At 70.9% G+C, this 25,831-nt stretch carries 21 protein-coding genes; 7 read left to right on the top strand and 14 right to left on the bottom strand.

Translation table 11 applies throughout. The features are described 5' to 3' along the window. Nucleotides 1-3: 3 nt before the first annotated feature. The 11 genes from J2Z30_RS06365 to J2Z30_RS06315 form a co-directional block, all read right to left on the bottom strand. The gene (locus J2Z30_RS06365; protein WP_044579509.1) at nucleotides 4-690 is read right to left on the bottom strand and encodes a hypothetical protein; all 687 of its coding nucleotides are present in this window, start codon (nucleotides 688-690) and stop codon (nucleotides 4-6) included. Beyond that, nucleotides 687-1,367, bottom strand: a complete 681-nt coding sequence (locus J2Z30_RS06360) for a hypothetical protein (protein ID WP_209468582.1) — start codon at nucleotides 1,365-1,367, stop codon at nucleotides 687-689. Before J2Z30_RS06360 ends, J2Z30_RS06365 begins: the two co-directional genes overlap by 4 nt. Before the next feature lie 12 nt (nucleotides 1,368-1,379). Continuing rightward, nucleotides 1,380-7,991, bottom strand: coding sequence for an eCIS core domain-containing protein (locus J2Z30_RS06355; RefSeq protein WP_245387692.1), 6,612 nt, complete (start codon nucleotides 7,989-7,991; stop codon nucleotides 1,380-1,382). Continuing rightward, nucleotides 7,988-8,299 carry a hypothetical protein gene (locus tag J2Z30_RS06350; RefSeq protein ID WP_107073422.1) on the bottom strand — a complete coding sequence of 104 codons (312 nt, stop codon included), beginning with the start codon at nucleotides 8,297-8,299 and terminating at the stop codon, nucleotides 7,988-7,990. Before J2Z30_RS06350 ends, J2Z30_RS06355 begins: the two co-directional genes overlap by 4 nt. Beyond that, a complete protein-coding gene (locus tag J2Z30_RS06345; protein WP_044582361.1) occupies nucleotides 8,290-10,467 on the bottom strand; it encodes an ATP-binding protein in 2,178 nt (725 codons plus the stop codon). The genes J2Z30_RS06350 and J2Z30_RS06345 overlap by 10 nt, the downstream gene beginning before the upstream one ends. 35 nt (nucleotides 10,468-10,502) lie before the next feature. Continuing rightward, nucleotides 10,503-11,378, bottom strand: a complete 876-nt coding sequence (locus tag J2Z30_RS06340) for a Pvc16 family protein (RefSeq protein WP_044579508.1) — start codon at nucleotides 11,376-11,378, stop codon at nucleotides 10,503-10,505. A 4-nt stretch (nucleotides 11,379-11,382) separates the two neighbouring features. After that, entirely contained in the window at nucleotides 11,383-12,132 is a 750-nt protein-coding gene (locus tag J2Z30_RS06335) for a hypothetical protein (RefSeq protein ID WP_052701770.1), read from the bottom strand. Further along, nucleotides 12,125-13,069, bottom strand: a complete 945-nt coding sequence (locus J2Z30_RS06330; protein WP_044579506.1) for a T4 family baseplate hub assembly chaperone — start codon at nucleotides 13,067-13,069, stop codon at nucleotides 12,125-12,127. The genes J2Z30_RS06335 and J2Z30_RS06330 overlap by 8 nt, the downstream gene beginning before the upstream one ends. 73 nt (nucleotides 13,070-13,142) lie before the next feature. Beyond that, nucleotides 13,143-13,667: a phage tail protein gene (locus J2Z30_RS06325; protein WP_044579504.1), complete on the bottom strand. Its 525-nt coding sequence runs from the start codon at nucleotides 13,665-13,667 to the stop codon at nucleotides 13,143-13,145. 7 nt (nucleotides 13,668-13,674) lie between these two features. Continuing rightward, nucleotides 13,675-15,522 (bottom strand): phage tail sheath C-terminal domain-containing protein, encoded by a 1,848-nt coding sequence (locus J2Z30_RS06320; RefSeq protein ID WP_044579502.1) that lies wholly within the window; start codon nucleotides 15,520-15,522, stop codon nucleotides 13,675-13,677. Between the two features lie 501 nt (nucleotides 15,523-16,023). Then, a complete protein-coding gene (locus tag J2Z30_RS06315) occupies nucleotides 16,024-16,599 on the bottom strand; it encodes a DUF6817 domain-containing protein (RefSeq protein WP_044579501.1) in 576 nt (191 codons plus the stop codon). Nucleotides 16,600-16,779: 180 nt separating this feature from the next. On the opposite strand from J2Z30_RS06315, the gene J2Z30_RS06310 reads away from it, so the two are divergent. From J2Z30_RS06310 to J2Z30_RS06290, 5 genes are all read left to right on the top strand, one after another. After that, nucleotides 16,780-17,754, top strand: a complete 975-nt coding sequence (locus tag J2Z30_RS06310) for a LysR family transcriptional regulator (RefSeq protein ID WP_078957101.1) — start codon at nucleotides 16,780-16,782, stop codon at nucleotides 17,752-17,754. A 264-nt stretch (nucleotides 17,755-18,018) separates the two neighbouring features. Next, complete coding sequence (locus J2Z30_RS06305) at nucleotides 18,019-19,047, top strand: sporulation protein (protein WP_044579499.1); 1,029 nt, start codon at nucleotides 18,019-18,021, stop codon at nucleotides 19,045-19,047. A gap of 205 nt (nucleotides 19,048-19,252) precedes the next feature. After that, nucleotides 19,253-19,762, top strand: a complete 510-nt coding sequence (locus J2Z30_RS06300) for a DinB family protein (protein WP_044579497.1) — start codon at nucleotides 19,253-19,255, stop codon at nucleotides 19,760-19,762. Between the two features lie 357 nt (nucleotides 19,763-20,119). Beyond that, entirely contained in the window at nucleotides 20,120-20,659 is a 540-nt protein-coding gene (locus tag J2Z30_RS06295) for a hypothetical protein (RefSeq protein WP_044579495.1), read from the top strand. Next, on the top strand, nucleotides 20,656-20,802 hold the full coding sequence (locus J2Z30_RS06290; protein ID WP_209468581.1) for a hypothetical protein: 147 nt from the start codon (nucleotides 20,656-20,658) through the stop codon (nucleotides 20,800-20,802). Before J2Z30_RS06295 ends, J2Z30_RS06290 begins: the two co-directional genes overlap by 4 nt. Before the next feature lie 38 nt (nucleotides 20,803-20,840). Here J2Z30_RS06290 and J2Z30_RS06285 read toward each other — a convergent pair whose 3' ends face one another. Further along, entirely contained in the window at nucleotides 20,841-21,380 is a 540-nt protein-coding gene (locus J2Z30_RS06285; protein ID WP_044579494.1) for a hypothetical protein, read from the bottom strand. 173 nt (nucleotides 21,381-21,553) lie between these two features. Here J2Z30_RS06285 and J2Z30_RS06280 point away from each other — a divergent pair, with 173 nt between their 5' ends. Further along, nucleotides 21,554-22,450 (top strand): glycosyltransferase family 2 protein, encoded by an 897-nt coding sequence (locus J2Z30_RS06280; protein WP_308279794.1) that lies wholly within the window; start codon nucleotides 21,554-21,556, stop codon nucleotides 22,448-22,450. A gap of 122 nt (nucleotides 22,451-22,572) precedes the next feature. On the opposite strand, the gene J2Z30_RS06275 is transcribed toward J2Z30_RS06280, so the two are convergent. Beyond that, nucleotides 22,573-23,187: a TetR/AcrR family transcriptional regulator gene (locus tag J2Z30_RS06275; protein WP_052702158.1), complete on the bottom strand. Its 615-nt coding sequence runs from the start codon at nucleotides 23,185-23,187 to the stop codon at nucleotides 22,573-22,575. A 103-nt stretch (nucleotides 23,188-23,290) separates the two neighbouring features. On the opposite strand from J2Z30_RS06275, the gene J2Z30_RS06270 reads away from it, so the two are divergent. Further along, on the top strand, nucleotides 23,291-24,460 hold the full coding sequence (locus tag J2Z30_RS06270; protein ID WP_044579491.1) for an alpha/beta hydrolase family protein: 1,170 nt from the start codon (nucleotides 23,291-23,293) through the stop codon (nucleotides 24,458-24,460). A gap of 102 nt (nucleotides 24,461-24,562) precedes the next feature. Here J2Z30_RS06270 and J2Z30_RS06265 read toward each other — a convergent pair whose 3' ends face one another. Beyond that, nucleotides 24,563-25,828: an APC family permease gene (locus tag J2Z30_RS06265; protein ID WP_044579490.1), complete on the bottom strand. Its 1,266-nt coding sequence runs from the start codon at nucleotides 25,826-25,828 to the stop codon at nucleotides 24,563-24,565. Between the last annotated feature and the right edge of the window lie 3 nt (nucleotides 25,829-25,831).

The following is a 25,831-nucleotide window of genomic DNA, read 5'->3' as shown; positions in this document are numbered from 1 at the left end:
CTTCTACACCCTCCCCAGCCCGATGTCCCCGCTGTTCAACCCCAACGCGCTGAGCGCGCCTCCGCGGGCCGCCGCCGCGAGCCGCTCCTTCTGCGCGAGATGCGCGAGATAGAGCTCGGCGCCACGGTGGCCGGCGGGCAGATCGCTCACGGTGAGCACCTTCAGTCCGATGCTGAGGGAGGCGCGGATGGGGTTGAGGTTGACGTCGAACGCCGATTCATTGATGGACAACTCGGTGATACGAACCGGCATGACCCGCTTGCTTCCCCAGGTGAAGAGGGTCAGCGGCATCTCGATGGGACTGATCTCGATGGTCCCCTTCTTGGAGAGCCGCATGGCCTCCCGCAACTTGGCGGTGGTCGGCTGTACGAGCATCTCGAGCGTCGCGAGCTGCGGGTGTATCCCGTCGGGCGCGGCCACCTCGAACTGATCGGTCGCGTCGATCTCCGCGGTGAACTTCCACGTCTCCTGCGCCGGACCCTTGAGGCGGAGCGCCTCGTTCTTGTCCCCACTTCCGCTGCCGCCTCCGCCGCTGTCGGCTTGGTCTCCGGCGGATTGGGGAGCCAATGACCGCTCCAGCGCGTCCGGATTGAACTGGAGGATGATGATGCGCTGCGGTGTCCCCCGCTCGGGGTCGACGAGGACGATTCCGGAGCGGATGGGTTTGGGGATGTCGGGGTAGCGGGTCACAGGCGGGCCTCCAGCCTCTGCCGCAGGGGCTCGTAGTCGTATTCCGGGAATTGCTCTGGAAACTTCTCCAGCATGACGTTGAGGTCAGCGGCGGTGGTGTGCAGTTCTGTCGTGTTGAGGTCGACATCCGCGAAGAGGTACTGCCAACCACAGGTGCCCTTGGTCACGAGTACAGCGTCGAGGTATGCGAGGTAATCCAGGTCCAGCCGCTCCAGTCGGTGAAGCCCTGCGTCGTAGAACCAAATCTCATGTTGAGCACTTTCTGTCATATACATTCCGGTCACACTGCCTGATCCGCTGTGCGGTTCACTGTCGATGACTTTGAGCGCCCCCAGCTTTGAATAGTCGGACGCGGGAAGAGTCGGGTCATCGGGAGGGAATTCATCACCAGTAAAGCTCTTGTGGAGATGCACAAGGCAGAACTCCCCCACGATGAGCGGTCCCTCCACCGAACGCCAAATGGCATGGATCTCGTCAGCGCCGAGAAACAACCGATCGACCCCATCCAGAGGGAACCCCGACATACGTGACATCTCACGAGCCGCGCTCCCTGTATCCGTCCGGACCCCGGAAAGAGGTGAGATGCTGTGATCCCCCAAGCGGAAAAATGCACTGTCGGACAAGGCTTGCATGGAGGCGGCGACGCGAACCTCGTAAGACGAAGGAGTGTCAGACATTTCAAGAGCCCCTCAGTTTCGAGAATTTTCAAACGGAGCATCCCACAGGATGTCTCGCTTCCGCGCACGAATCTTTTTCATGATGCGCACAATGTTCGCCAGCTTGAAGGATTCCTTCAGATTCTTGTTCTTTTGCAGATCAAACATGAACCTCTCTATATCTTTCGGGTTATGGAAGACCTGGCGAGGAATGGGCACCTTGTTGTTCTCGGAGTCGCGGGTGTAGCGCGCACCATCACCCGTGAGCCCTGCCAGATACCTGGCTGCTCTTTCCGTCAGCGTCTCTTGACCGAGGAAGTTCCTTATCGTCTCCGCGCCCGCGCTATTAATCGGCAGTTTTCCGTGTTCGGCAGGATCCGGCTTGGGTATATTCGGCTGGGAATACGTGTCTTTCGCGTCTTCATCTTTATCCCAGTCACGAGGGGCCCGACCCGTCCCTCTCTTATGCGTATACGTTCCGTAGGACGACTTGATATAACTCGGGAACCCCGGGAAGTCGGCATAACCGAACTGCGCCTCCGACTCGTACCAAATCATTCTCTCCGTATCCGGGATGCACTCGTAGGCGTCTCCTTCGATCTCCCGGTAAAAGGTGAGGTTGGTCTGCTGACTTCTAGCGGGCACCAGATTGTTTCCGCCCGCCAACCCTCCGAGAGCTTCTGGCAGAAGATGCATACGCACCCAGGCGGTTCCCTTTGTCATGTGCTTGTGCAGGACGTACTGCCAACCGAGCGGTTGACCATCTTCTGCCAAGTTCGGCTTCTCGCCCGTACCCTTGACCACCTTGCTGAGAAACTCCCCCTCAGTCTTCTTTCGAGAGATGTTCGGGACACCTTTCATATAATCAGCGACCGTGGCGGGAAGTGGGTCTTCCGCACGCTTGGTTATTTTGGGATCCGGGAGCTTCTGTTCCTCCAGGTAGTCCGTCCTCGCTTTCGAGTCAGGGACTCCGTCGATCACCTTGTCCGGAGGATTCAGCCTCGCGTGGTCCTCAAAATGGCCGCGACCACCACGCCGTTCCAGAGAGGCAAGCCGATACCACCGTCGGAGGACTAAAAGGGTGACGCGGTGAAGCGCCTGTGCAAGCCCAGGTCGTAGCAGCTTCTTGAGAATCGCCCGGATTCGCTCCACTGCGTTGTTCAGTCTCTTCTGCTTGGCGCCCCCAGAGTTCTCGTCCTTCTTCTGCTTGTCCTTGTCCGGCTTGGACTTGGGCCTACCCGGGCCGCTCTTGTTGGGATGGGGCTTGCGCTTGTTGGGGCCCTTCTTGTTCGGCCGCCTGCCGGGGCCGTCCTTGTCGGGCTTGGGCTTTCGGGGACCTGGCTTGTCGCCGTCCTTGTCGGGCTTGGGCTTGGGCTTGGTCGGATCGTCCTTGTCGGGCTTGGGCTTGGTGGGGTCCTTGGGGTCCTTGGGGTCCTTGGGGTCCTTGGGGTCCTTGGTCGAGGGCTTGTCGTCGTTCTTCGGCCTGTCCTCGGGGCCCTTGTCGTCCTTGGGGGTGTCCGGGGTTTTGTCGTCCTTATCCCGCTTGGGCTGTGTCTGCGGCTCGGGCTTCGGCTTCGCCGGGGGTTCCGGCTTGGGCTTGGGTTTCGGGGATGGGGTCGGGCGGGTGTCCGGGCGGTCTTCCTCGGGCTTGGGCTTGCCGTTGTTGTCCTTCGTCGTGGGGGCCGGGGTCTTGGTGTCGGGTGTTGTCTTGGGCCTGCCGGGGGTGTCGGCCTTCGTTGGTTTGGTCTGCGGCTGCGTTGTGGGCTTCTTGGGTGCTGGTTCGGCACCCGGTTTCGGCTTCGTGGCCGTTGGCGTCGGGTGCGTCGTTGTTTTCGGTGAGGTCGGTGGTCCGGGCTTCTCGTCGGGCTTCGGCTTGCTGCCCCGACCGTCCGCGCCCTCCCCGTCAGCGCCGCCCTTCCCGCCCGCCCCGCCCTTGCCACCCTTCCCCTGGCCCAGCTTCGCCGCGATGTTCTTGAAGCGCCGGCCCACCTTCGCCACGTACTTGCCAATACCGGACAGCAGCGCCTCGTAGGCCAATTCGAGGAGCGCCACGATGCCCGCCGCGACCGCCTTCGCGAAGAGGATGCCCGCGCCGCCCATGCGGACGGCCTTCAGCCAGTCGAGGACCGCGCCCATCGCGCGCAGGATCTCGCTGAGCGCGCCGATGGCCGTGCGGATGGCGTCGATGACGGCCATCACCCAGCCCGCTCCCGGGATCAGCTTGGCGATGACCTTCGTGATGACGATCTCGCCGATGATCAGAGGGAGTTGGGGGACGATCGCGTCCCACGTCTCCTTGACGATCTGCTCCAGCGTGAAGCCGCCCTTGAACAGCTTGTCCAGGATGGCCTTGGGGACGCCGATAATCTCCTGGATCTTGGACTGGAACCAGTCCTTGACGGCCGACTTCACCTCGCGGAAGAGGTGGTTCTTCGCACCGTCCACCGCCGAGTTCTTCGCCCCGCTCAGCCAGCCGCCGGGGTCGGAGAGGAAGTCGACCGCGACGAGCATGAACTCCCCGAGCGCGCCCAGCAGTTTGGACGCGAAGTCCAGGACCGCCTTGACCGCGTCCACGACGGCCTTGACCACGTCCAGCAGCATCTTCTTCAGGACGTCAAGGATGCTGCTCAGCAGCTTGCCGAGGGCGTTCAGCAGGTCGGTGATGGCCTGCTTGAGCATGGTGGCGAGCTTGTTGACCAGCGCGATCGCGGCGTTGATCAGGCCGGTGACGAAGTTCCGGATGCGCTTGGCCAGGTCGATGACGGCCCGCACCATCGCCTTGGCGAATTCGATCAGGTCATTGATGAAGTTCTTGATCGCATCGACGATCGCCTTACGGGCGTCGTTGATCCAGCGCTCGACGGTCTCCTTGAAGTTCTTGATGAACCCGATGACCGCGTCCCGCGCCTCCCTGATGACGCGGACGATCGCGTTCTTGATCTCGATGACCTTGTCCTTGATCCAGTCAAAGGCCTTGCTGACCCAGTTGCCCGATTCCTCGACGCTGTCGTCGCGCTTCTTCTCGGCATCGTGTTCGGCCTGGTCGCCCTTGTCCTGGATCTTCTTGTCGCTGTCGTCCTTCTCCTTGTCGACGTCCTTGTCGGTCTGCTCTTCCTTGTCCTTGACGTCCTTGCGGATCTTCTCGTGGCGGTCGGTCTTCTTGTCGCCGAGTGACTGAAGCTCCTTGTCCTGCTCCGTGCGCCAGTCCTGACGCTTGGCGGTGACCTCGGTCATCGCCTTCTCGCGCTCGCTCGCCTGGCTCTTCGTATTGGCCGCGACCTCGGCGTCGACCTGCCGTTTGTGGTTCTGCTGACCGTCCCGGAAGTCGCGGTCCTTGGTCTGCCGCCCCTCGGACATGCTCTTGTGGCCGTCGGTGAACGCCGCCTGGAACTGCGGTCCGCGTTCGTGCTCGGCCACTTCCGACGCGGCCTCGGGAGGCACGGCCCCCGTCGTCGCGCCGCCCCCGGGCGCACCGCCGCCCCCGCCACCCTGCTGCCCGGGGACCTTGGCCGACATCTGCTCCTTGGGAGCGTTGGGGTAGACCTGGTCCTCGCCCATCCCCCGGCCCGCGTCGTCGCGGCCCGTCGCCACGGTCTCCTGGCCCTTGGTGTCGACGGCCGAGCCCTGCTCACCGGCCGTCTGGTCGGCGGCACCCCGCAGCTGCACGCCCGGCGCGTTGCCCGCCTGGGCCTGCTTGAGCGCTTCGTCCTTGGTCGGCAGCCCGGCGAACTTCGCGGCCAGCGCCTGCGGGTCCACCACGGGCTTGTCGGCGCCGAAGAGGCTCGCGACCCCGTTCACGATCTTGCCGCCGATGAAGCCCAGGGCCATCTTGAAGGTGTCCCAGCCGTCGGGCTCCTCGGCCTTCTCCGCCTCGATCTGGCCCTCGGGCTCCTTGGCGCCCGCGACCTTGGCGTCTTCCTTCTCCGGCGCCTCGGACTTCTGGGCCGGATCCTGCGAGTACTGGGCCGGGGCATCGGTTTTCGGCTTGCCATGGAGGGTCTGCGGGGCACCCGCCGGGCGCTGCATCGAGGGCGGGGCGGCGGCGAGGGCCTGGTGTTCGTCGCCGACGGTGCGGTCGACCGAGCCGCTCACACCGGTCATGGCCTGCAGCGCCACATGGGGCTTGAGCTTCGAGGCGGTGGACAGGCCCGCTTCCGGGGACACTTGGGAGAGGTTCGGGGCCGGTCCGGAGTCCTTCTTCTTGCCCTTGGCGGGGGCGGACGCCTTGCCGCCGCCACCGCCTCCCCCACCACCGGCTCGGGATCCACCGCCACCGCCACCGCGTGATGCCTTGGCTGTCGGTGCCGACTTGGGCGCCGCGGGCTGAGCGGTCTGCTCGGGCTCGGCGGTCTTCTTGGGCTCGGCGGTCTTCTTGGGTTCCGGGGTCTTCTTGGGTTCCGGGGTGGACGGCGCCGACTCCGCCGCCGAAGACTCCGTACGCTCCACCGGCGCGCCCTGCTCGCTCTGCGCCCCGCTGCTCGCCTCGCCGGGCGTATCCGCGTTGGACCCGCCCGTGACCTGGGTGTCCCGCGCGGGTGAGGGGGACTTGGCGTCCGCCGTGGGTTCGCTCCTGGCCGCAGGCGCCGCGTCCGCCTTCTTCTGCTCCGCCTTGGCCGCGGGCTCCTGCGCCGCCTGACCGCCCACCGCCTGCTGGGTCGCCTTCTCCTGCGCACCGCCGGACCCGTCACCCCCGGCGGAGGTGCCCTTCTCCTCCTTCGCGGCCTGTTCCGTGGCTTCGCTGCCGTCCCCGGACCTGCCCTCGGCCTCCTGCACCGTCGTCTGGGCGACGACGGGCCCGTCCTTGGGGTCGGCGCCGCTCTTCGGGTCGCGTGTCACGGCCGGTCCCGGTCGGCTCTCGGCGGCCTGCTCCACGGCGAGACCGTCAAGCCCGTCGCCTGCGGCCGCCGCGCCGTCGTCCGCCGCCGCCGAGGTCTCGGGGTCGGCGGCCGAGTCGGCGGCGTCCTCCTCGGGTTCGGCGTCCTCCGACTCGTCCTCGGCGTCCTCCGCGTCCCGTTCGGCCTGCACCTTGTCGGCCTTGGTCACGGGTGGGGCGGGAAACGACGGGGCGGGAGGGGTGGCGGACGAGGCGGCGTCGAGCGTGTCCGCGGTCGGTATGCCGGACACGTCGAGGTCCTGCTCCGGCAGGAAGTCCTCCGGCTGGAGCTTGATGTCCCAGGCGCTCTTCTCCTCGCCCCCGACCTCGACCTCCGAGTCGCTGCCGGAGCCGAACGGATCCTCCTCGGCTCGCTCCTCCGGAACGTCCAGATCCTGGGCACGCACGCCGTCGAGCGTGGAGAACGCGCCGGACGACAGGGTGTCCTTGCCGGACACCGTCGGCGAACCGGTGGGCTTGTCCGCGCCCCGCTTGTCCTGCTGCTTCAGCTGCTGACCCGCCACGAGCGAATCGACCGCGCCCGGACGGTTCTTGGCCGCCGACTCCTCCTCGCTCGGCGTCGCGACGCCCTGCCGCTCCTGCCCTTCCTTCCCTTCCCCCTCGCCCTCCTTGTCTTCCTTTCCTTCCTTGCCCTTCTCGGAGCTCTCGGCCTTCGTCTCGCCGTCCTGCTGCCCGCCCCCGGACTTCCCATCCGGCGAAGGGCTTCCGCCCTCGCGTTCCGCGTCGGCGCCCGGCCGCTGCTCCTGGCTCCCGCCCCGGCCCGCCTTCTCGGGCGCGCCCCCGCCGTTCCGCGGCGTGCTGCCCGGCGCGCCCTCCCCCGCTGGCTCGTCCTTCTCCGGACCCGGCGCGGGCGCCGGGCGCTGCTCCTCCTCGCGGCGCTCCGCCGCCCTCCGCCGCCGCGTCTCGCGCTCGAACAGCAGTTCCTCGACCGGGTCCGGCTCGACGCCCGGGGCGGCCGGCGACTCCTGCTCCAGGTTGTCGTCCGCCTCGATCTCGTCGACGAAGTCGAGCACCCGCTCGTGCTCCGAGCTGAGGAGCCTGCTCTCCAGCCGGTCGAGGACGGCGTCCTGCACCTCGTCCGGCATCCGCGCCAGCTGCGTACGGGTGCGCTTGGAGCGGTCCTCCGGATCGCCGCGCAGGGAGCGGACGACGCTGTTGGCGAGGCGGTCGACCAGGGTCGCCGGGTCGAGCTTCTCCATGCGGTCGCGGTCGGCGTCGACCGTGGCGTAGCGGAGCCAGCCCGGGGTCGCGGACGTCCGCGGCTCCGTCTCGGTGTCCGGCTGCCCGCCGCGTGCCAGCTCCCGCGCCGTACCCTCCGCCTCGCGCTCCATCGCGTCCTGGGGCAGGCTCACCGCGCCCAGGTCGCGGCCCGCGCGCAGGGTGCCGAGGCCGTGGGGGTTCTGGACGGTGTGGAGCAGTTCGTGGGCGAGGAGGCGGCGGCCCTCCGTCGTGCCGGGGCGGTAGGTGTTCTCGCGGAAGAAGACGTCCTGGCCGACCGCCACCGCGTCTGCGCCCAGCAGTTCGGTGAGGTGGCCCGCGTCGCGGTCGGTGTGCAGACGGACCTGGCCGAGGTCGTGGCCGAGCTGCTCTTCGAGGTCGCGCCGGACGCTCGGGTCGAGGGGCTGTCCGGCGCCGCTGACGATGTCCTTGGGTTCGGGCGTACGGGCCTTGCCGGTCCGCTCCTTGCGCTTGCGGCGCTTGGCGGACTGGGACGCGCGGTCGTCCTGGGTGGTGGACGGTGCGTTGCTCATGTCTCCTCCCGCCCCCTTCCGGACAGGCCCGCGTGCACGGCCCGAGCCAGGGCCTCGCCCAGCCGGGCCGGGGAGGTGGTGGCGGGGAGCGGGGGCAGGCCGGACAGGGCCTCGATCGCCGTGCCCTCGCCGGTCGCCGCCAGCGGTACGCCGCGCTCCCGCACCAGCCGGGCCAGCTCGGTCTGGAACGCCGCCGAGACCCGGTCCGGGTCGAGCCCGGCGCCGAAGCCGGTCAGCGTCAGCTCGCCGATGTCCACCTGGACCGCGCTTGGCCGCTCGTTCGGGCCCATCCGTTCGTTCAGACCCATCCGGTGACCTCCGAGGGTGTGAGCGAACGGTCCAGCTTCTGGTACTCGGTGCGCGCCGCCGCCAGCATGTGGCGCATCTGGAGGCGGTCGCCCTCCTCGGCGGCGAGGAAGGCGCCGGAGAGCGCGATGTTGCGGATCGAGCCGCCCGCCACGGTGAGTTGGGCGAGGCGTTCGGGGTCGATGTCCTTCGTCGGCGCCCGCGCGGGGAGCACCCGGCGCCAGATCTCGGCGCGCTCGCTCTCGCCGGGGAAGGGGAAGTCCACGACGAAGCGGATCCGGCGCATGAAGGCCGGGTCGAGGGCCTTCTTCATGTTGGTGGTGAGGATGGCCAGGCCCCGGTACGCCTCCATGCGCATCAGCAGATAGCTGACCTCCAGGTTGGCGTACCGGTCGTGGCTGTCCTTGACCTCGCTGCGCTTGCCGAACAGCGCGTCCGCCTCGTCGAAGAGCAGCAGTGCGCCACCGCGCTCGGCTGCGTCGAAGACCTTGCGCAGGTTCTTCTCGGTCTCGCCGATGTATTTGCTGACCACCTGGGAGAGGTCGATGATGAAGAGGTCCAGGCCCAGTTCGTTGGCCATCACCTCGGCGGCGAGGGTCTTGCCGGTGCCGGAGCCGCCCGCGAAGAGGGCCGTGACGCCCAGGCCGCGGCGGAGTGTCGCGGCGAAGCCCCACTCCTGGTGGACGGTGGCGCGCTGCCGTACGTGGGCGACGACCTCGCGCAGGATCCGCGCCTGGTGGTCGGCGAGCACCAGATCGTCCCAGGCGGCCTCGGGTTCGATCCGCCGGCCCAGCTCGTCCAGGCCGATGCGGGCCTCGATGAGCCCGGCGCGCCAGGCGAGTTCGGTGGGGTCGAGTGCGTCCATGCCCGAGTCCGCGCCCGCGCCCGCGCCCGAGTCCGAGTCCGTGCCCGAGTCCGTGCCCGTGTCGGGGAGGTCACGGCGTACGGCGGCGGCCGCGGAGCGGATGATGTGCGGCGGCAGCTGGAACTGGGCGACCAGCGACCGCAGATGGGCCTCCTCGATCCGCGGGATATCGGCGAAGGCGTCCGCCCAGAGAGCGAGTTGTTCACTGTCGTCCAGCCCCGGCACGGCGACGCGCTCGCCACGCGGGCGGCCGGTCCGGCGCGGGTCCTCGCTGGAGACGACGAGGGGCACGGCGGCGTCGTCGATGAACGCGTCCGTGGCGGCGGTCTGCTCCCGGTCCATCTCACCGGCCTCCAGCAGGAGCGCCGCGGGCAGCAGCACGGCCTCGCGCTGCCAGAGCCGGGCGAGGCGGTCGCGTTCGGCCGCGGCGGTGGGAACGTCGTCCGAGGCCATGACGTACAGCGCGAGCCCCGTGCGGCGGGCGGCCGCGGCGGCGATGTCCGTACGGGTGGTCAGGTCGCCGCCGACGAGCTCCACCCGCAGCGGGGCCTCCGGACGGGACTCGTTCCAGCCCGCGGCCACCCGGTCCGCCGCCCGTTCGTACGAGGGGGGCAGGGTCCGCGGGGGCTGCGCACGGCGCAGCAGTCCGTGCAGCCGGGCGTCGAGGTAGGGCGATCCGGCCAGGAAGTGCAGGATGCGCTCGTCGATCCGGAGGCGGGAGGTGGTGAGCCGGGTCTCGTCGTCGAGGTCCATGAGCCGCCAGCGGCGGAGCGGGGACACGGGGGTGAGGGCGCTCCAGTGCGGCTCGTCGAGCGCGGCGAGTGCGAGCGAGAAGGTGGGGTACGCACGGGCCGGATCACCGCTGGCGGCGGCACACCGCGCGGCGGCGGTGGGGTCCAGCTCGGCGGCCGCCGCCAGCAGAACCAGCTGGCGCTCGAAGGCGCTGAGGCCGAAACAGGCCACGAGCGCGTCGAGCGTGGCGGGGCCGGGGATCGCCTTCGGGGCGGGGTGAGCGTGAGCGGTGGTGTGGGTGTGGTGTTGCTCGTGAGCTTCGGTGTGGGGCGGCTGGGCGGCGGTGTCGGGGGTGTCGGGCGCGTCCACGGTGGCGGTATCGCGGGGTGCGGAGGCGCCGGGCCGGGAGCCGTTGGCGGTGGCGCGGCGCGCATGGGCGTCGACGCGGGCCAGTACGGCCTGGACGGCGGCGGCCAGGGCCTGCCCGTCCTCGGCCACGATGGCGTCCGCGCTGGCGTCCGCGCTGGCACTGGCCTCGCTGGCCGCCGATGCGCGGCCGTCTCTCGTGCCCATGGTGTCGTCCGCCCCCTTCCGCCCCACCGTGTGCCTCAGCTCTCCGTGTCCTCGGAGCGGCCGCCGCGGCGCCGGGGCGTGGACTTGCGGGTACGGGCGGGCGAGACGGCGGACTTGGCGGCTTTGGCGGTCTTTGCAGCGGCCGTCTTCGCGGCGGCGGGGCGCTTCTTGGCGGGCCGGACGGGCGACGGGGTCTCGGCCTCCGTCGACACCTCCGTAGACGCCTCAGTAGACGCCTCCGTCTCGGCGGGTTCCTCGGGTCGTTCCGCCCCCGGCAGGGTGGGTGGCTCCGGCGCTCCCGGGGCGCCGAAGGGCAGTACCCGTACCGTGGACCGCTCCACCGGCTTCGCCGGGACGGGGCGCTCGCGCCCCTCGATCAGCACCAACGAGCCCTGGTAGCAGACCGACAGCACATACGGGGTCTGGTAGAGCATCCCCCAGAGCTTGGAGGTCTCGTCCACGTCCATCTGCGTCGGAGTGAAGCGCACCCGCTGCACCGCGTCGGCCAGATCGCTGCCCGTCAGGTACGGACGCCGGGCGGCCTCCTCGATCACGTCCTTCGGCAGCATCGGGATCTCGTGCAGGATGCGTACCACGGTGCCGATCAGGCGTTGCCCGACCAGTTCGGACTCCTCGCCGTACGCGCTGATCAGGTAGTGCAGATCCATGGCCGCGGCCGGTCGCTTGAGCAGGGTGCCGTCCGAGGCACGGGTGGGCAGGTCGGTGGTGCGCAGCGAGGCGTTCGGGGTGACCTGGTAGAGGAAGATGTTGATGGTGGGTTCGGTGGGCGGCTCCGCCGGGGGCCTCCGGGTGTCCACCGTGACCGCGATGTCGATCTCGGGCCGCAGATTGTTCGCGATCAGCAGTGCGAGGGCCTGGGTGACGGTCGCGAAGGCGAGTCCGTTGCTCATGGTGTCAGTCCCTCCTCTCGCCGCGTGCCAGGTAGTCCTCCAGGCTCAGCGCGGGCGCGCGCCGTCCGGTCGTTCCGGCGCGGGCGCCCGTGGTGCGGTCGGCGCCGGGCGGGGCGGCGGCGGTGACCTCCAGCCGCCCGATCTGGACGTGCACCGTGCGCTGGGCGGGCCGGGCGCGGCGCCGCCCGGCGGGGAGGCGCGCGGCCTCGCGGCCCAGGGCGGGGTCGGCCACGCGGGGCGCCGGCGGCGCGGCGGCCACCGCGGACCACCCGTCCGGGGACGGCAAGCCGGTCGAGGGCCTGACGGCAGCTGGTGTGGCGTCGGGTGCCGGGGACGCCGTGGCGCCCCACCGGGCGGCGGGGGCGTCGGGGGCGGCCAGGCTCGGTCCGGCGGTGATCTGTGTGCTGGGAAGCAACAGCGGTGCCGGGGACGGGGGTTCGGCGTGCCGCTCCACGTCCTCGTACGGTGTGGGCTCGGCACGTACGACGGTGTGCCGGTCGGTCCTGAGCTCGCGGTCGTGCCGGACCACCTCCTGGTGGCGGTCGGTCGCCGGGGGCGGGGACACCCGGGCGGGCGCGGGCTCCTCCGGCAGCGGCGACTCCCCCCGCAGCGCCTCGATCCGCTCGTACGGGCCGGGCAGCCGCGGCCGTACCCGGACCGGGCGGTCGCCGACGCCGCCGCCCGCCGCCGACCCGGGTACGGGGACGGGGACGGGGGCGTGCCGCGCGAGCAGCCGGTCGAAGTAGTCAGCCATCTGCGCAGAGCTCCAGGTAGTAGCGGCGCCGCAGCGGGCTGAGCGCCAGGATCTGAGGCTCGCTCCAGCCGTATGCGGTGGCGAGCAGGTGGACGTCGAGGAGCAGGTCCCGTGCCCAGTGGTCGAGTTCGGCCCACAGGTAGGAGGCGATATCCAGCTCGGCCCGGGTCGCCTCGCCGCATTCGGGGCAGGCGACGTTGAGCGTCACATCGACCGCCGGGTCGGCGCGTTCGGCGGCCTCGGCGAGGCGCCGCTGCACCGGCTCCGGCAGTTCGGCCGCGGGGAGGCGGTCGGCGGGGACGGGCCGCCCCGAACGGTGCACGGAGACGATGCAGCGGACGAGCAGGGCCCGGCGGGCGCGGGCGGCGGCGGTGGGCTCTCGCTCGGCCTCGCCGCCGGGCGAGCCCGAGGCCGAGTCCAGGTTCCCGTCCGCGCCCGAGTCCACGTTCCCGTCCGCGCCCTCGACCTCGCCCGAGGCCACGTTCCCGTCCGCGCCCTCGCCCTGGCCCTCGCCGACGCCCTCGCCCACGTTCCCGTCCGCGCCCAAGGGCCCGTCCGCTTCGGCCGCCGCCTGCGCGGCGGCCTCCACGTCGGCGACGGTGGGCAGCCGGAACTCGACCGTCCACTCGCCCTCCTCCACCCGGAGCGGGCCGTCCTGCTCCCCCGAGCGCACGCCCAGGTCGCGTGCGTCGAGGTCGAACTCCATGGCCTCGCCGCACGCACCGCACTCGGCCCGGATCTGCATCCGCTCGCCGAAGAGCGCGCGCCGCAGGGCGTACAGATCCGCCTCGCGCTCGCCCACCGGCAGCGACAGCAGTTCGTCCGCCGCGGTCTCCGGGCGGGCCGCCCGGTGCAGCAGCAGGGCGCGGCCGGGGCCGTGGTGCGCCAGCCCCGCCTCCCAGATGGCCAGCAGTTCCGCGGGCCCCGTGTTCCCCATCTCTCAGGCCGTCCACTCCCCGTACCGTGCCGTTCCCCGTACCCGTGACCGTCGCCGTCCCCCGGTCCCCCGCCTACGCGGGGTGCGTGAACGAGGGCTCTTCCGGCTCCGCCACCTCGTAGTCCCGCTCCCAGCCCTCGCACTCCAGCTTCAGGCTCTGGATCGCTACCGCGTTGGCGTTGGCGTCCAGCTCGCCGAGCACCTGGTACTCGCTCGGCCAGGTCCGGTAGAGCTTGTGCGAGACGGCCACCTGGCCCGCCTCGTTGAGGACCTGGATGACGATGTCCTTGCGGAAGTCGGCGAGCGAGACCTCGGCGCCGAGCCCCGCGCCGACCTGCCAGACCTTGTTGGCCCAGCGGTCGAACTCGGGGTCGTGGGTGACGCCGCGCTCCAGGGTGATCCCCTCGAACTCGGACCGGCCCGGGGACTTGCGGGGCGAGCTGGGGTCACCGCCGTTGCGGTGTTTGACGACCTCGGTGGTGCGCTTGAGCGGACTGATCTTGCTGATGCCCGCGACCGTACGGCCGTCCCAGAGGACCAGAAACTTGAAGTTCTTGTACGGGTCGAAGCGATGGGCGTTGACCTGGAACTCAGCCATCACATTCCTAAATCTCGAACTGTCCGGCCATCTGCTGGATCTTGACGATCACGAACTCCGCGGGCTTGACCGGCGCAATACCGACCACGACATTCACGATGCCGCCTGCGATGTCCTCGTCCGTCGTGGTGTCCTTGTCGCACTTGACGAAGTACGCCTGACGCGGAGTGCCACCCTTGAACGCGCCCTTCTCGAACAGCGTGTGGAGATAGCCGGAAGCGTTCAGCCGGATCTGCTGCCACAACTGCTCCGTATTGGGTTCGAAAACGACCCATTGCAGTCCGCGGCGCAGGCTCTCCTCGATATGCAGCGCCAGCCGCCGCACCGGTACGTACTTCCATTCGCTGCTCTGCGCGTCGGCGCCGCGCAGCGTGCGGGCGCCCCAGATCAGCGGGCCCACCACCGGGAACGTGCGCAGGCAGTTGATGCCCAGCGGGTTGAGCAGTCCGTTCTCGCGGTCGGTCAGCTGGACGGCGAGTGAGTACACCCCGGCCAGCCGGGCCTCGGTCCCGGCCGGTGCCTTCCACACGCCGCGCTCGCCGTCCGTACGGGCCATGACGCCCGCGAGCGCCCCGGAGGGCGGGAAGGCGCGCAGCCGCCCGGTGAGCGGGTCGGTGAGCCGCAGTTGCGGGAAGTACAGCGCGGCGTGGTCGCTGCGGACCGGCTCGAAGGCGCCGATCCCGGCGCGGGCCGCGTCCACGCTGCCCCAGGCGGAGGGCGCGTCGACCAGCAGGAAGATCCGCCGCTCCCGGCACAGCCGGTCGGCCGCCGACAGCACGGTGACCATGTCGCCAACGGACTCGTATCCGGCGAGCTCGGGCAGCGACAGCAGGTTGACGTCCTCGATGTCGCGCAGCGCCTGCAGGCCGGTCTTGTCCGCCTCGCTGCCGATGAGGTCGCGGGGGCCGGGCGGGGCGCCGTCCGCACCGCCGGACAGCGGGAAGACGGGCGGGTTGACCGATGCCTCCAGACCGAGGTTATTGGCGCATTCGCCCAGGAAGCGCACCACGTCGTCGGGGTCGATGGAACCGGCGACGACCTGGAGGCGGCGGCCGAACGCGGTGACCTCGGTGCCCGCGAAGGCGTGCTTGCCGGGGGCGTCGGGCAGCGCGCGCAGCTTGCGCTCCAGGAGCAGGGCCAGCTCGGTGACGTCGCACGGGGCCTCGCCGTCGCAGTCCGGGTCGTAGAGGGTGAACGCGCGCTCCACCTCGCCGATCTTGACCGTCAGTTCGACCTCGAGGTCGGGGAGTCCCTCCGCGAACGGCTTGGAGACCGTGCCGGAGGGGTCCGGCCGGCCCTCGCCGACCGCCTTGACCCGGATCAGGGCCGACCCGGCGTTGATCACGGTCTCGGCGTGGCGGCCGTGGGCGGGGTCCATGGACAGGTTGGTGAAGGACTCGCGGGAGGCGCCCCGGGCGTCGAGCACATGGAGGTTGAAGGTCTCCTCCGGGCACGGGGTGTCGTGGTCGACGGCCAGCCGCAGGCCCGAGCCCCAGTGGCCGGGCTCCTTGGCGTGCACCTCCAGTACCGGGCATTCGCTGTGGCCCTCGGTGGATTCGAGGGTGACGCAAGCGGCCTTGCCGGTCCCGGCCTTGGTCACGCGGACGACGACCGCCACGGTGCCGCCGTTGCCGAAGAACTGGTGCACCGCGTAGCCGACCGCGCTCTGCGAGGTGAGGCCCCCGAAACGGCGCTCGAAGTCGGCGAAGCTGGTGATGCGGACCGGAGTGTTCAGCGGGCCCCGCCGGGTGTGGCCCACGAAGGCGGTCACCGAAGTGGTGACCGAGGCGATGGTACGGACGCTGCTGGGAAGCTCTTCGATGTAGACACCGGGATAGCCCGCGGGCGTCGGCATTCCCCCTCCATTCTCTTCAGCGCATCAAGAGATGAGGAGGGGAAGTGAAGATCACTGGCGCGGATTTCCCGCCGCGCACACATTTTCTCCTTGCACTTCCCCCGGTCGCACGCCCCCGCGAAACCGGTATCGCAGAGTTCGGAACGTCGCTTGCGGCTCCTGATGCGTGAGTGCGATTTGAGTTTCCGCGCTCGGCGTGATTCCGGTCAAGACATCGATCCGGTCATCTCCTTCACGGGGAATTCCTAGATCGTTTCGTTCTCTCCACGGAGTTGACCAAGCCATTACCGTGCGCAAACGCTTCCGGCAATTCGTGATCACAAAATCCCGCCCGGTGCGCGCCGACGACGAGAACGAGCCGAAAAGGTGAACGGTTCGGCGCGCCGTTTGCGGTCCCGCGCTCCCGGCGATATCACACCCGCGCCCGCGGGCCGCACCCGCCGAGCAGGCACTTCAGTCGCGGGGCACTTCAGCCGCAGGGCACTTCACTCGCGGGGCACTTCAGTCGCGCGCGAGCGGGGACGACGCGAGAATCGCATGGCCGTCCAGCCAGGCCGGGCGGCTGAGCAGCGGGCGGAAGCGGGTGAACAGGGCGAGGAGTTCGGGGCCGCGCCGCTCCCGCAGGGCGGGGTCGAGGCGGGCGAGGTCGAGCTCATTGGCGGCCGACAGCTCGGCGAAGTCCCGGAGCAGCCGGGGTTCGGGGGTGTGCGCACGGCCGGTGAAGCGGTCGTGGAATACCGCGTCGGTGTCGCCGAGCGCCGGACAGGTGGCCTTCCGGTCGCAGCTCGCGTAGAGGTACACGATGGCTTCGGCCTCCGCGCCGATCACCGCCACGAGTTCGCCGCGGCGGCCGAGGGGCAGCAGGGTGACGGGGAAGCCGTCGGTTCCGTAGAACGCGTGGCACAGCCCGGCGAGTTGGAGCTCCGGGCGGGCTCCCCAGGCGGCGAGCCGGGCGCGTACGCGCTGGAGGTGGGCGAGGAGGGTGCTGCCGCCTGGGTGGGCGATGCGCGCGGCGCCGAGGCGGCGCAGAAGGGTGACGGCCCGGTCGGCGGCGGCAGGAGGGGGAGCGGCAGGCACAGGTCGTGTCCTTTCGGTGCTTGGCAGGTCGGCACCCGCACCGCGCCCCCACCCGGTCCGGATCCTTGTGCCGACGCCGTACGGGTTGCCGCCTGAGCCCTGCGACGATCGTCGCGACCACCGGCCACCCCAGTCAATCCTGGGGATTGCTCGCCAACTCCAAGCTCTACCTTGGAGGTTATGACTCTGGACGATCTGCGGGTGTTCGTGGCCGTGTGCCGGGCCGGCAGCCTCAGCGCCGTGGCCCGGGAGCTGACCTGCACACAGTCGGCGGTGAGCCAGCGGGTGAAGCGGCTGGAACGCGAGACCGGCGTCAGCCTGCTGGAGCGCCAGGCGCGCGGGGTCGTGCCGACCCCGGCGGGACGGATTCTGTGCGAGGCCGCCGCCGACGGGATCGCCGGGCTCGATCTGGCGCTGCGGCGGCTGGGGGACCTGGTGCACGGGGAGAGCGGTTCGGTGCGGATCACCACCGGCAGCACCACCGTACGGCACTTCATGGCCGAGGCGATCGTCTCGTTCCGCCGCCGCTATCCGAAGGTGAACCTGGAGTTCCAGACCGAGAGCTCCAGCCGTGGCTGTCTCGGCGCCCTCATCGCGGGCAATCCGGACCTGGCCTGGATCACGCTCGGCGGGCCGGTGCGCGGTGTCGAGCAGCGGCCGGTGGCCGAGCTGCCGTGGGTGCTCGCCCTGCGGGCCGGGGATCCGCTCGCGGCCCGGTCGCGGGTGGAGGTGTCCGACCTCGCCGAGATCCCCCTCGTACGGCTGCCGCCGAACTCCACCTCCGGCGGGCAACTCCACGCGGCCCTGGCCGAGCTGGGCGTACGGGCCGGTTCCGACACCAGCGTCGCCGACTGGGACACGGCCCTGCTGCTGGCCGAACTCGGCCTGGGGCGCGCCGTGGTGCCCGCCCTGCCGGGGCTGCCGGTGCCCGGGGACGAGGGGCCGCTGCGGCTCGTCCCGATCCCCGCGCTGCCGCCGCTGCCGGTCGGCTGGGCCGCACGCCGCTGGGACGCACTCCCGCCGCTGGCCCGCGCCTTCGCGGACACGGTGGCCGGCACCTTGCGCGTCGATGCCCCGCCCGAAGGGCACTCGGCACGGCCTCACAGGACACGGCCCCGCCAGGCACGGCCTCACGAGGCACGGCCCCGCGAGTGATCATTTTCGGACTTCCGCCGCCAACGCGCCGGGGTGGACCGTCTCGGCGCGGCACACACCCCTATGCTTCTACATGCATGTAGAAGCACGGAGGGAGGACGCACGGTGAACGTGCCACCGGCCGCGAACGTTCCACGGCGCACGGCCCGCTGTCGCCCGACCGCCGTCCTCCGCCGTCCTCCGCCGCACGCGCCCGTAACCCCCACGTGCCCGTAACCCCCACGCACACGCGACAGTACGCACATTGAAGGAGTGGACGCCCCCATGGTGTTCAAACGACTGCTCGGCTCGCTCGGTGTCGGCGGGCCCACCGTGGACACGGTGCTGGACCCCGGCCCGGTACACCCCGGCGGGCCGCTGACCGGTCAGGTCCATCTCCGGGGCGGCACGGCGGACTTCGAGATCGAGCAGATCACGCTGGAGCTCGTGGCCCGGGTGGAGGACGAGCACGGCGACGAGGAGCGGGAAGGGGCCGTCCTCTTCGACCGCTTCACCGTCGGCGGCGGTTTCCGGCTCGCCGAGGGCGAGCACCGCAGCCTCCCGTTCACCGCCCACCTGCCCTGGGAGACGCCGATCACCGAGCTGTACGGGCAGCCGCTGGGCATCATCCTCGGCGTCCGCACCGGGCTGGAGGTCGCGGGCGCGAAGGACAAGGGCGACCTCGACCAGCTGACCGTGAGCCCGCTGCCGGTCCAGGAGGCCGTTCTGGAAGCGCTGGGGCAGCTCGGCTTCGGCTTCAAGTCCGCCGATCTGGAGCTGGGCCATGTGGGCGGCACCGGGCAGCGGCTGCCGTTCTACCAGGAGATCGAGCTCACCCCGGCTCCCCAGTACGCCCACGCCGTCAACGAGCTGGAAGTGACGTTCCTGGCGAACCCGGGCGGCATGGACGTGGTCCTCGAGGCCGACAAGCGCGGCGGGCTCTTCTCCTCGGGGGAGGACGCCCTCACGCTCTTCACCGTCGGCCATGAGGGCGTCGAGCACCGCGACTGGAACGCCGAGGTCGACGCCTGGATCCGCCGACTCGTCGAGCGGCGCACCGCCTATGGCTCCTACGGCTCGCACGGCTCGTACGGCGCCCACGGCGCACACGACTCTTACGGCGCACACGACTCTTACGGCCATGGTGAGCACGATGGGCACCACGGCGGCGGGCGGCGCTCCGGCCCGAGCACCGCGGCGATCGTCGGAGGCGTCGCGGCGGGTGTCGCGGTCGGCGTCGTCGGCGGGATGGTCGCAGCGGAGGTCGTCGACGAGATCGGCGACGCCTTCGAGGACGAGGAGGACGAGGGCTGACCACCTCCGTGCCCCGGGGCGGCTCCAGGCCGGGGCGGCTCCCGGCCACCGGGGCGGCTCCGGCCCGGGGCCGCCCCAAGGCCGGGGGCCCTTCTCGGCGTTTCGGCCATGCCCCCGGTGCGGCCGGGTCCCGACAGCCGTGGTCCTATGAGGCCGAACAGCGCCACCCAGGGACTCGCCCAGCCGTCGAGGAGGACGAACGACCATGACCGCCGACAGCCGCCCGGAACCACCCCACTTCGGCGACGAGCGCGAAACTCTGCGGGCCTTCCTCGACTACCAGCGGGCGACGCTGGCCATGAAGTGCGAGGGGCTGACGGACGAGGAGTTGCGGCAGCGGTCGATGGCTCCCTCGACGCTGACGCTGCTGGGCCTGGTGCGGCACATGGCCGAAGTGGAACGGGCCTGGTTCCGGCGGGTGTTCGAGGACAACGACGCGCCGATGGTCTGGTCCCCGGTGATCGACTTCCAGGCGGCGTACGACGTGAGCGAGGCGACCGGAGCCGAGGCGTTCGCGGCCTGGGAGGCGGAGGTCGAGACCTCCCGCCGGATCGAGCGGGAGGCGGACTCGCTCGACCTGGCGGGCCATCAGCCCCGATGGGGCGAGGAGGTGTCACTGCGGATGGTGCTGGTGCATGTGCTGCTGGAGTACGGCCGCCACAACGGTCACGCGGACTTCCTGCGCGAGGGCGTGGACGGGGTCGTGGGGGCCTGAGCGATCGGCTTCCGGCCGACTGGCCCGCCGGGCCGTTCGAGCCCTCGCATGGCTCAAACCGGTCTATGACCGATGGCTCGGTGTCGAGGACTTCGCGACCAGGTCGACGTTCCTGTCACACGGGCTGGAAAATCGCAGTGGCCAATTCGACCGCGGAACCCGCGAGTTCGCCGAACGAACACTTGACGGTGTTATCCCGGCCATGGGGTACGCGTAGCGGCCCGTACAGAACGAACGTTCTGTGAATGCGACGGGCGCGGGGGCAGCGGGGGGCCGGGGCTGGTTGAGGCGGCCGGAGCTGGGCACTCGGTGGGGCGCGTGGCCCGATACGACCGTGCCGAACCCCAAAGGACGATCATGAGCGAGCCCAGGACATCGGCCTCCCCCCGCATGCTCGGCATCTACCTCAACGACCACCTGGCCGGAGCGACGGCCGGAATGCAGCTGGCCCGCCGGACCGCCCGCGAGCACCGGGAGTCGGCCTTCGGCGGCGACCTGGAGGACGTCGCCGCGCAGATCATGGAGGACCGCGAGGCGCTCCTGACCGTCATGGCCGACCTCGAGGTACCCGTCCGCCGCTACAAGGTCTACGGGGGCTGGCTGGGCGAGAAGGCCGGGCGGCTGAAGCCCAACGGCCGGCTGCGGCGCCGCTCCGGGCTCAGCACGGTCCTCGAGCTGGAGTCGCTGCGGATCGGCGTGGAGGGCAAGGCGCTGCTGTGGCACGCGCTGCTGGCCGCGGTCGGCGAGGATCCCCGGCTGGACCCCGATCGGCTCACCGAGCTGCTGAACCGGGCGCGGCGGCAGCGCGCGACGCTGAAGTCGCTGCACGAGGCCGCGGCCGCCACGATGTTCGGCCCCGGCCGGACCGAGCCGCGGGAGGCGGTGGTCGGAACATGACTGGGTTCAGCCGGGCGACCGGGCTGCCCACCTGGCACGATCATGTCCTGGTGAACGACCGCGGCCAGGTCCGGATCGGCGCTACCCGGATGTGCGTCTGGCGGTGGTCCACCTGGGTGGCGCCCGGCTTCCGGGCGGGCTGATCGCCTGCCGGTGCACTACGACGACTGCTCCGGCGCCGTCAGGCCGCGCTGGTGGGCGTCTGGTCGTCGCTGCGCAGCAGCCGAAGGCGTTCCAGCAGCTGGGGACGGTGCAACTCCACGACGCACGCCATCAGGTCCGGATGGCGCATCAGCGGCGCGGCCTGCCAGTCGTGGGCGTCGGGCTCGGTGAGCCGCCGGAACTCCCTGGGCGACCCGGCGGCGTGCTCACAGTCGGCGAGCGCCGCCACGGCCTCGGTCGCGAGGGTCGAGCAGGTGAGCAGGGCCGCCGCCCAGCTCGCCACGGTCTCGTCCACCCAGGTGCGCCAGACGCCGTCGGGGCCACGGATCTCGTACGGCTCCGCGTCCACGAGCCAGTCCAGCCGGTAGGAGCCGCCCGGTCCGGCCATGGTCACCAGGGCGGCGTCGGTGGTGGGGTAGCGCAGCCACGCGGCGACGGTCACGGCCTGTCGCGCCTGCGCCTCTGCGAGCGCGGCGTTCATCGCGCCGTCGGCCGCCGGATAGGCCCTGATCAGCCAATGCGTGGTCGCCGCTATGACGGATGACAGGTCCAGGGACAAACGAGCCGCTCCTCTTGCGCGATAGCTGTCAGCACCGTACCCGCGGGACGGCGGTGTCGAACATGACATAGATCACTCTCAACGGCGGCGCGCCAGCGTGGACGCCCGAGCGAGCGTCACATAGAGGCCCGGCGGGCCGCGTGCCGCATAGCGGCCGGGGCTACGGGTACCTGGTGACCGTGAACGCGCCAGGCCCCTCCGTCGGGGTGGTCCTCGCCACCCGCGACCGCGCCGAAGGACTCGCCACCGCCCTGGAACACCTCACCGCCCTGCCGGAGCGGCCACCGGTCATGGTCGTGGACAACGGCTCGACGGACCACACCCGGGCCATGGTCGCCGAGCGCTTTCCCCAGGTACGGGTCCTGGCACAAGGGGCCAACCGCGGCGTGCTCGCCCGCAACGACGGCGTACGCGCCATCGGCACACCGTACGTGGCCTTCAGCGACGACGACTCCTGGTGGCGGCCCGGCGCTCTGGCACGGGCCGCCACCCTGCTGAACGGCCATCCGCGGCTGGGACTGCTCGCGGCCCAGGTACGGGTCGGCCCGGCGGAGCGGCCCGACCCGCTCAACGCCACGTCGGCCGCCTCCCCCGTCGGCCGGGCCGAGGATCTTCCCGGCCGCGAGGTGTTCGGCTTCCTCGCCCGTGGGGCCGTGGTGCGCCGCGGCGCCTTCCTGGAGGTGGGCGGCTTCCATCCGCTGATCTTCTTCGGCGGCGAGGAGACGCTGCTCGCGTATGACCTCGCCGCGATGGGCTGGGGCGTCTCGTACTGCCCCGAGGTGGTCGCCCACCACCATCCGGGCCCCTCTTCGCGCAACGACGAGCGCACCGCCGTGATGCGGCGCAACGAACTGATCGGCTGCTGGCTGCGCCGCCCGCTGCCGCTCGCCGCCCGGCGCACCGCCGGGCTGCTCACCGAGGCCGGGCGGGACCCGGTGGCGCGGGCCGCGCTGGGCGGTCTGCTCGCCGGGCTGCCGGCCGCGCTGTGGCAGCGTCGGCCGCTGCCGCCGTGGGTCGAGGAAGCCGCCCGGCGCGTGGACGAGCAGCGGACGGACGGCGCACCCCGATGAGGTGCCGTCAACGAGCGGCGATCCAGGTGACAGGCGGCAGCCTGCCACCGGACTGCCCACCACCAGCCCGGAACATGAAACAGCCCGCCGACCCGTCGGCGGACCGCCATGCGAGATCGAGGCTAGCGGACGGCCGCCTTCAGCGCCGCCTCGGTGGCGGTGGTCAGTGTTTCCAGGTAGTCGTCGTCGCTGCGGTCTTGCATGAGCAGCATGCGGAAAACGAGAGGCGCGATGAGTAGGTCGGTGCCGAGTTCCAGATCCAGCGTGGGTGGGAGTTCGCCGTGGTCGATCGCGCCTTGCAGTATCGCGCGTGCTGCCAGCCGCCGCGGGGCGGTCACTTCCGTGTAGAGCATCTCCGCGAGGGCACCGTCATGGCTGGACTCGGCGAGCAGTTCGGTCCCGATCCGGGCAAGGAGCGGATTGGCCAGTTGACCGCGGAAGGTCGCGAGCAGCTCACGCAGGTCGGTGTGCAGGGCGCCGGTGGCCGGCGTGTGTGGGAGCGTGTCGGTGACCTTGCCGCGGATCAACTCGGTGATCATCGCCTGCTTCGAGGGCCATCGCCGGTAGAGCGCGGCCTTGCCCACACCGGCACGCCGGGCCACCGCCTCCATCGACAACCGCGCATACCCGGCTTCGGCGAGTTCGGTGAAGGCTGCCTCGGTGATCGCGTCGGTCACCCGCTGCCGCAGGACCGCCCCGCCGGTCGCCGTCCTGGTCTCCTTTTGCTCTGCTGCCACGATCCGAGCATAACGAACGGAACGGTCGCGTTCCATGTGTTAGCCTGAAAAGACAATGGAACGCTACCGTTCCGTTCCGTTCAGTTCTGTGATGGGAGTGAGAATGAAATTCCTCTATGACGACGAGTCCTTCTCCTTCGAAGCGCTGCGGGCCGCGGGCTATGCCGCCTATGGCGGCGCCGACCTGGGCGAGGTCCTGGTCACCTGCCGGCAGATCCCGGAGGGGGACGAGGACGCCTGGTCGGCCCAGTGGGCCGCGACGGCGGCGCGCATCGAGCGCATCGGCCGGGACGCGCTGGCCGCCGGTCACCGGGTCAGCGCCCGGGAGGCGCTGCTGCGCGCGTCCAACTACTACCGGACCGCCGACTTCTATCGCCGCGAGAATCCCGCCGCCGACACCGAGTCGGCGCGGCTGGCCAAGGCCTCCCAGCAGACGTTCGCCGACGCGGCCGCCCTGCTCGACACACCGGCCCGTGCCGTGCGTATCCCGTACGAGGACACCACGCTTCCCGGCTACCTGTTCCTCGCCGACGATTCGGGCACCCCGCGCCCGACCGTGCTCTTCCACGGCGGGTACGACTCCACCCTCGAGGAGGGCTATCTGGCGCTGGCCGCGGGCGCGCTGCGGCGCGGCTACAACGTCATCGCGTTCGACGGCCCCGGCCAGGGCAGCGCCCTCCGCGAACAGGGCCTGCGCTTCCGGCCGGACTGGGAGGCCGTGGTCACCCCGGTCGTCGACTTCGCACTCACTTTGCCCGAGGTGGACCCCGAGCGACTGGCGCTGATCGGCATGAGTCTCGGCGGCTACCTCGCGGCGAGGGCGGCCGCATTCGAACACCGCATCGCCGCCGGCGTGCTGTACGACGGCGTCTACGACGTGCACGAAGTCATGGCCGCAACCGCCGGCCGAGCCGCTGCGATGCCCGGCGGTGTGGAGGCGTTGATGGCGCAGAACACCATGGCTCGGTGGCTGGTGCGCAACGGCCGGTGGACCTTCGGTGTGTCCGGCCTCGACGAGCTGGTCAAGGCAACCGAGGCATACACCATGGCAGGTGTCGCCGACCGCGTCACCTGCCCGACACTCGTGCTCGAAGCCGAGAACGACCAGTTCTTCAAGGGGCAGCCGCAACGTCTGTTCGACGAGCTGACCTGCCAGAAGGAGCTGATCTCCTTCCGTGAGGACGAAGGCGCAGGCGAGCACTGCCACGAGGGTGCGATGTCCCTGTTCCACCAGCGCACCTTCGACTGGCTCGACACCGTACTCGCCGGCTGACCGCTGCCCCGACAGTGGATCGAGTCTGGTGCCCTCGGCCGCGGGCGGGCGACCCTTCCTCGGCCGTCTGGGCGGTGCGCGTACACCAGTGGCGGGGATCGCCTACGCGGCCGTCGCGCGCCGCACCCAGTAAGCCGCGGCCCCCAGTGCCAGCACCGCCGCGCCGGAGACCACCGAGGAGACCGGCAGGGCGAAGGCCAGCAGCAGACAGCCGGCCAGGCCGAGCCCCGGCACGATCCGCGGTGGACGCCCCTCGGCCGGGGTGAGGGTCCAGGCGGAGGCGTTGGCGACGGCGTAGTAGGCCAGCACCCCGAACGAGGAGAACCCGATCGCACCGCGCAGATCCGCCGTCGCCGCCAGGACCGCCACCACCGCGCCCACGGCCAGCTCGGCGCGGTGCGGCACCGCGAACCGGGGGTGCACGGCGGCCAGCGCGGGCGGAAGGTGCCGGTCGCGGGCCATGGCCAGGGTGGTCCGGGAGACGCCCAGGACCAGCGCGAGCAGCGACCCCAGCGCGGCCACCGCGGCGCCCGCACGCACCACCGGCGCCAGCCCCGGGAGCCCGGCGGCGCGCACGGCGTCGGCCAGCGGGGCGCCCGCCGCGCCCAGCCCGCCGCTGCCCAGCACGGTCAGCGTGGCGATCGCGACCGCCGCGTAGACGGCCAGGGTGATGCCGAGCGCGAGGGGGATGGCGCGGGGGATGGTGCGCGCCGGGTCGCGGACCTCCTCGCCGAGGGTGGCGATCCGGGCGTATCCGGCGAAGGCGAAGAACAGCAGGCCGCCCGCGCGCAGCACCCCGCCGAGGGTGGCGTCGCCGCCGATCTCCAGCCGTGCGGCGTCCGCCTCCCCGGAGGTGAGGAGGACGACGACCACGGCGCCCAGGACCGCGAGCACGGCGGCCACGATCGCCCGGGTCAGCCAGGCGGCCTTGTGCACGCCCACGTAGTTGACGGCCGTCAGCGCCACCACGGCCGCCACCGCCACCGCGTGCGCCTGGGCGGGCCAGACATAGGAGCCGACGGTCAGGGCCATCGCCGCGCAGGAGGCGGTCTTGCCGACCACGAACCCCCAGCCGGCCAGATAGCCCCAGAAGTCGCCCAGCCGCTCACGGCCGTAGACATAGGTACCGCCCGACCGCGGATAGCGGGCGGCCAGCCGCGCGGAGGAGGTGGCGTTGCAGTACGCCACCACTCCCGCGGCCACCAGGCCGGGCAGCAGCCCCGTCCCCGCCTCCCGCGCCGCGGGCCCCAGCGCCCCGAAGATGCCCGCGCCGATCATCGACCCCAGGCCGACCACGACCGCATCGAAGACCCCCAGGCGCCGCCTCAACTCCCCCGGTCCGGCAGGGGTGTTCACCGTGTCCCCCATCGC

The sequence above is a fragment of the Streptomyces iranensis genome, assembly GCF_017874715.1.
In the GTDB taxonomy this organism is placed as follows: Bacteria; Actinomycetota; Actinomycetes; order Streptomycetales; family Streptomycetaceae; genus Streptomyces; species Streptomyces iranensis.
This window is presented reverse-complemented; position numbering and strand designations above follow the sequence as displayed.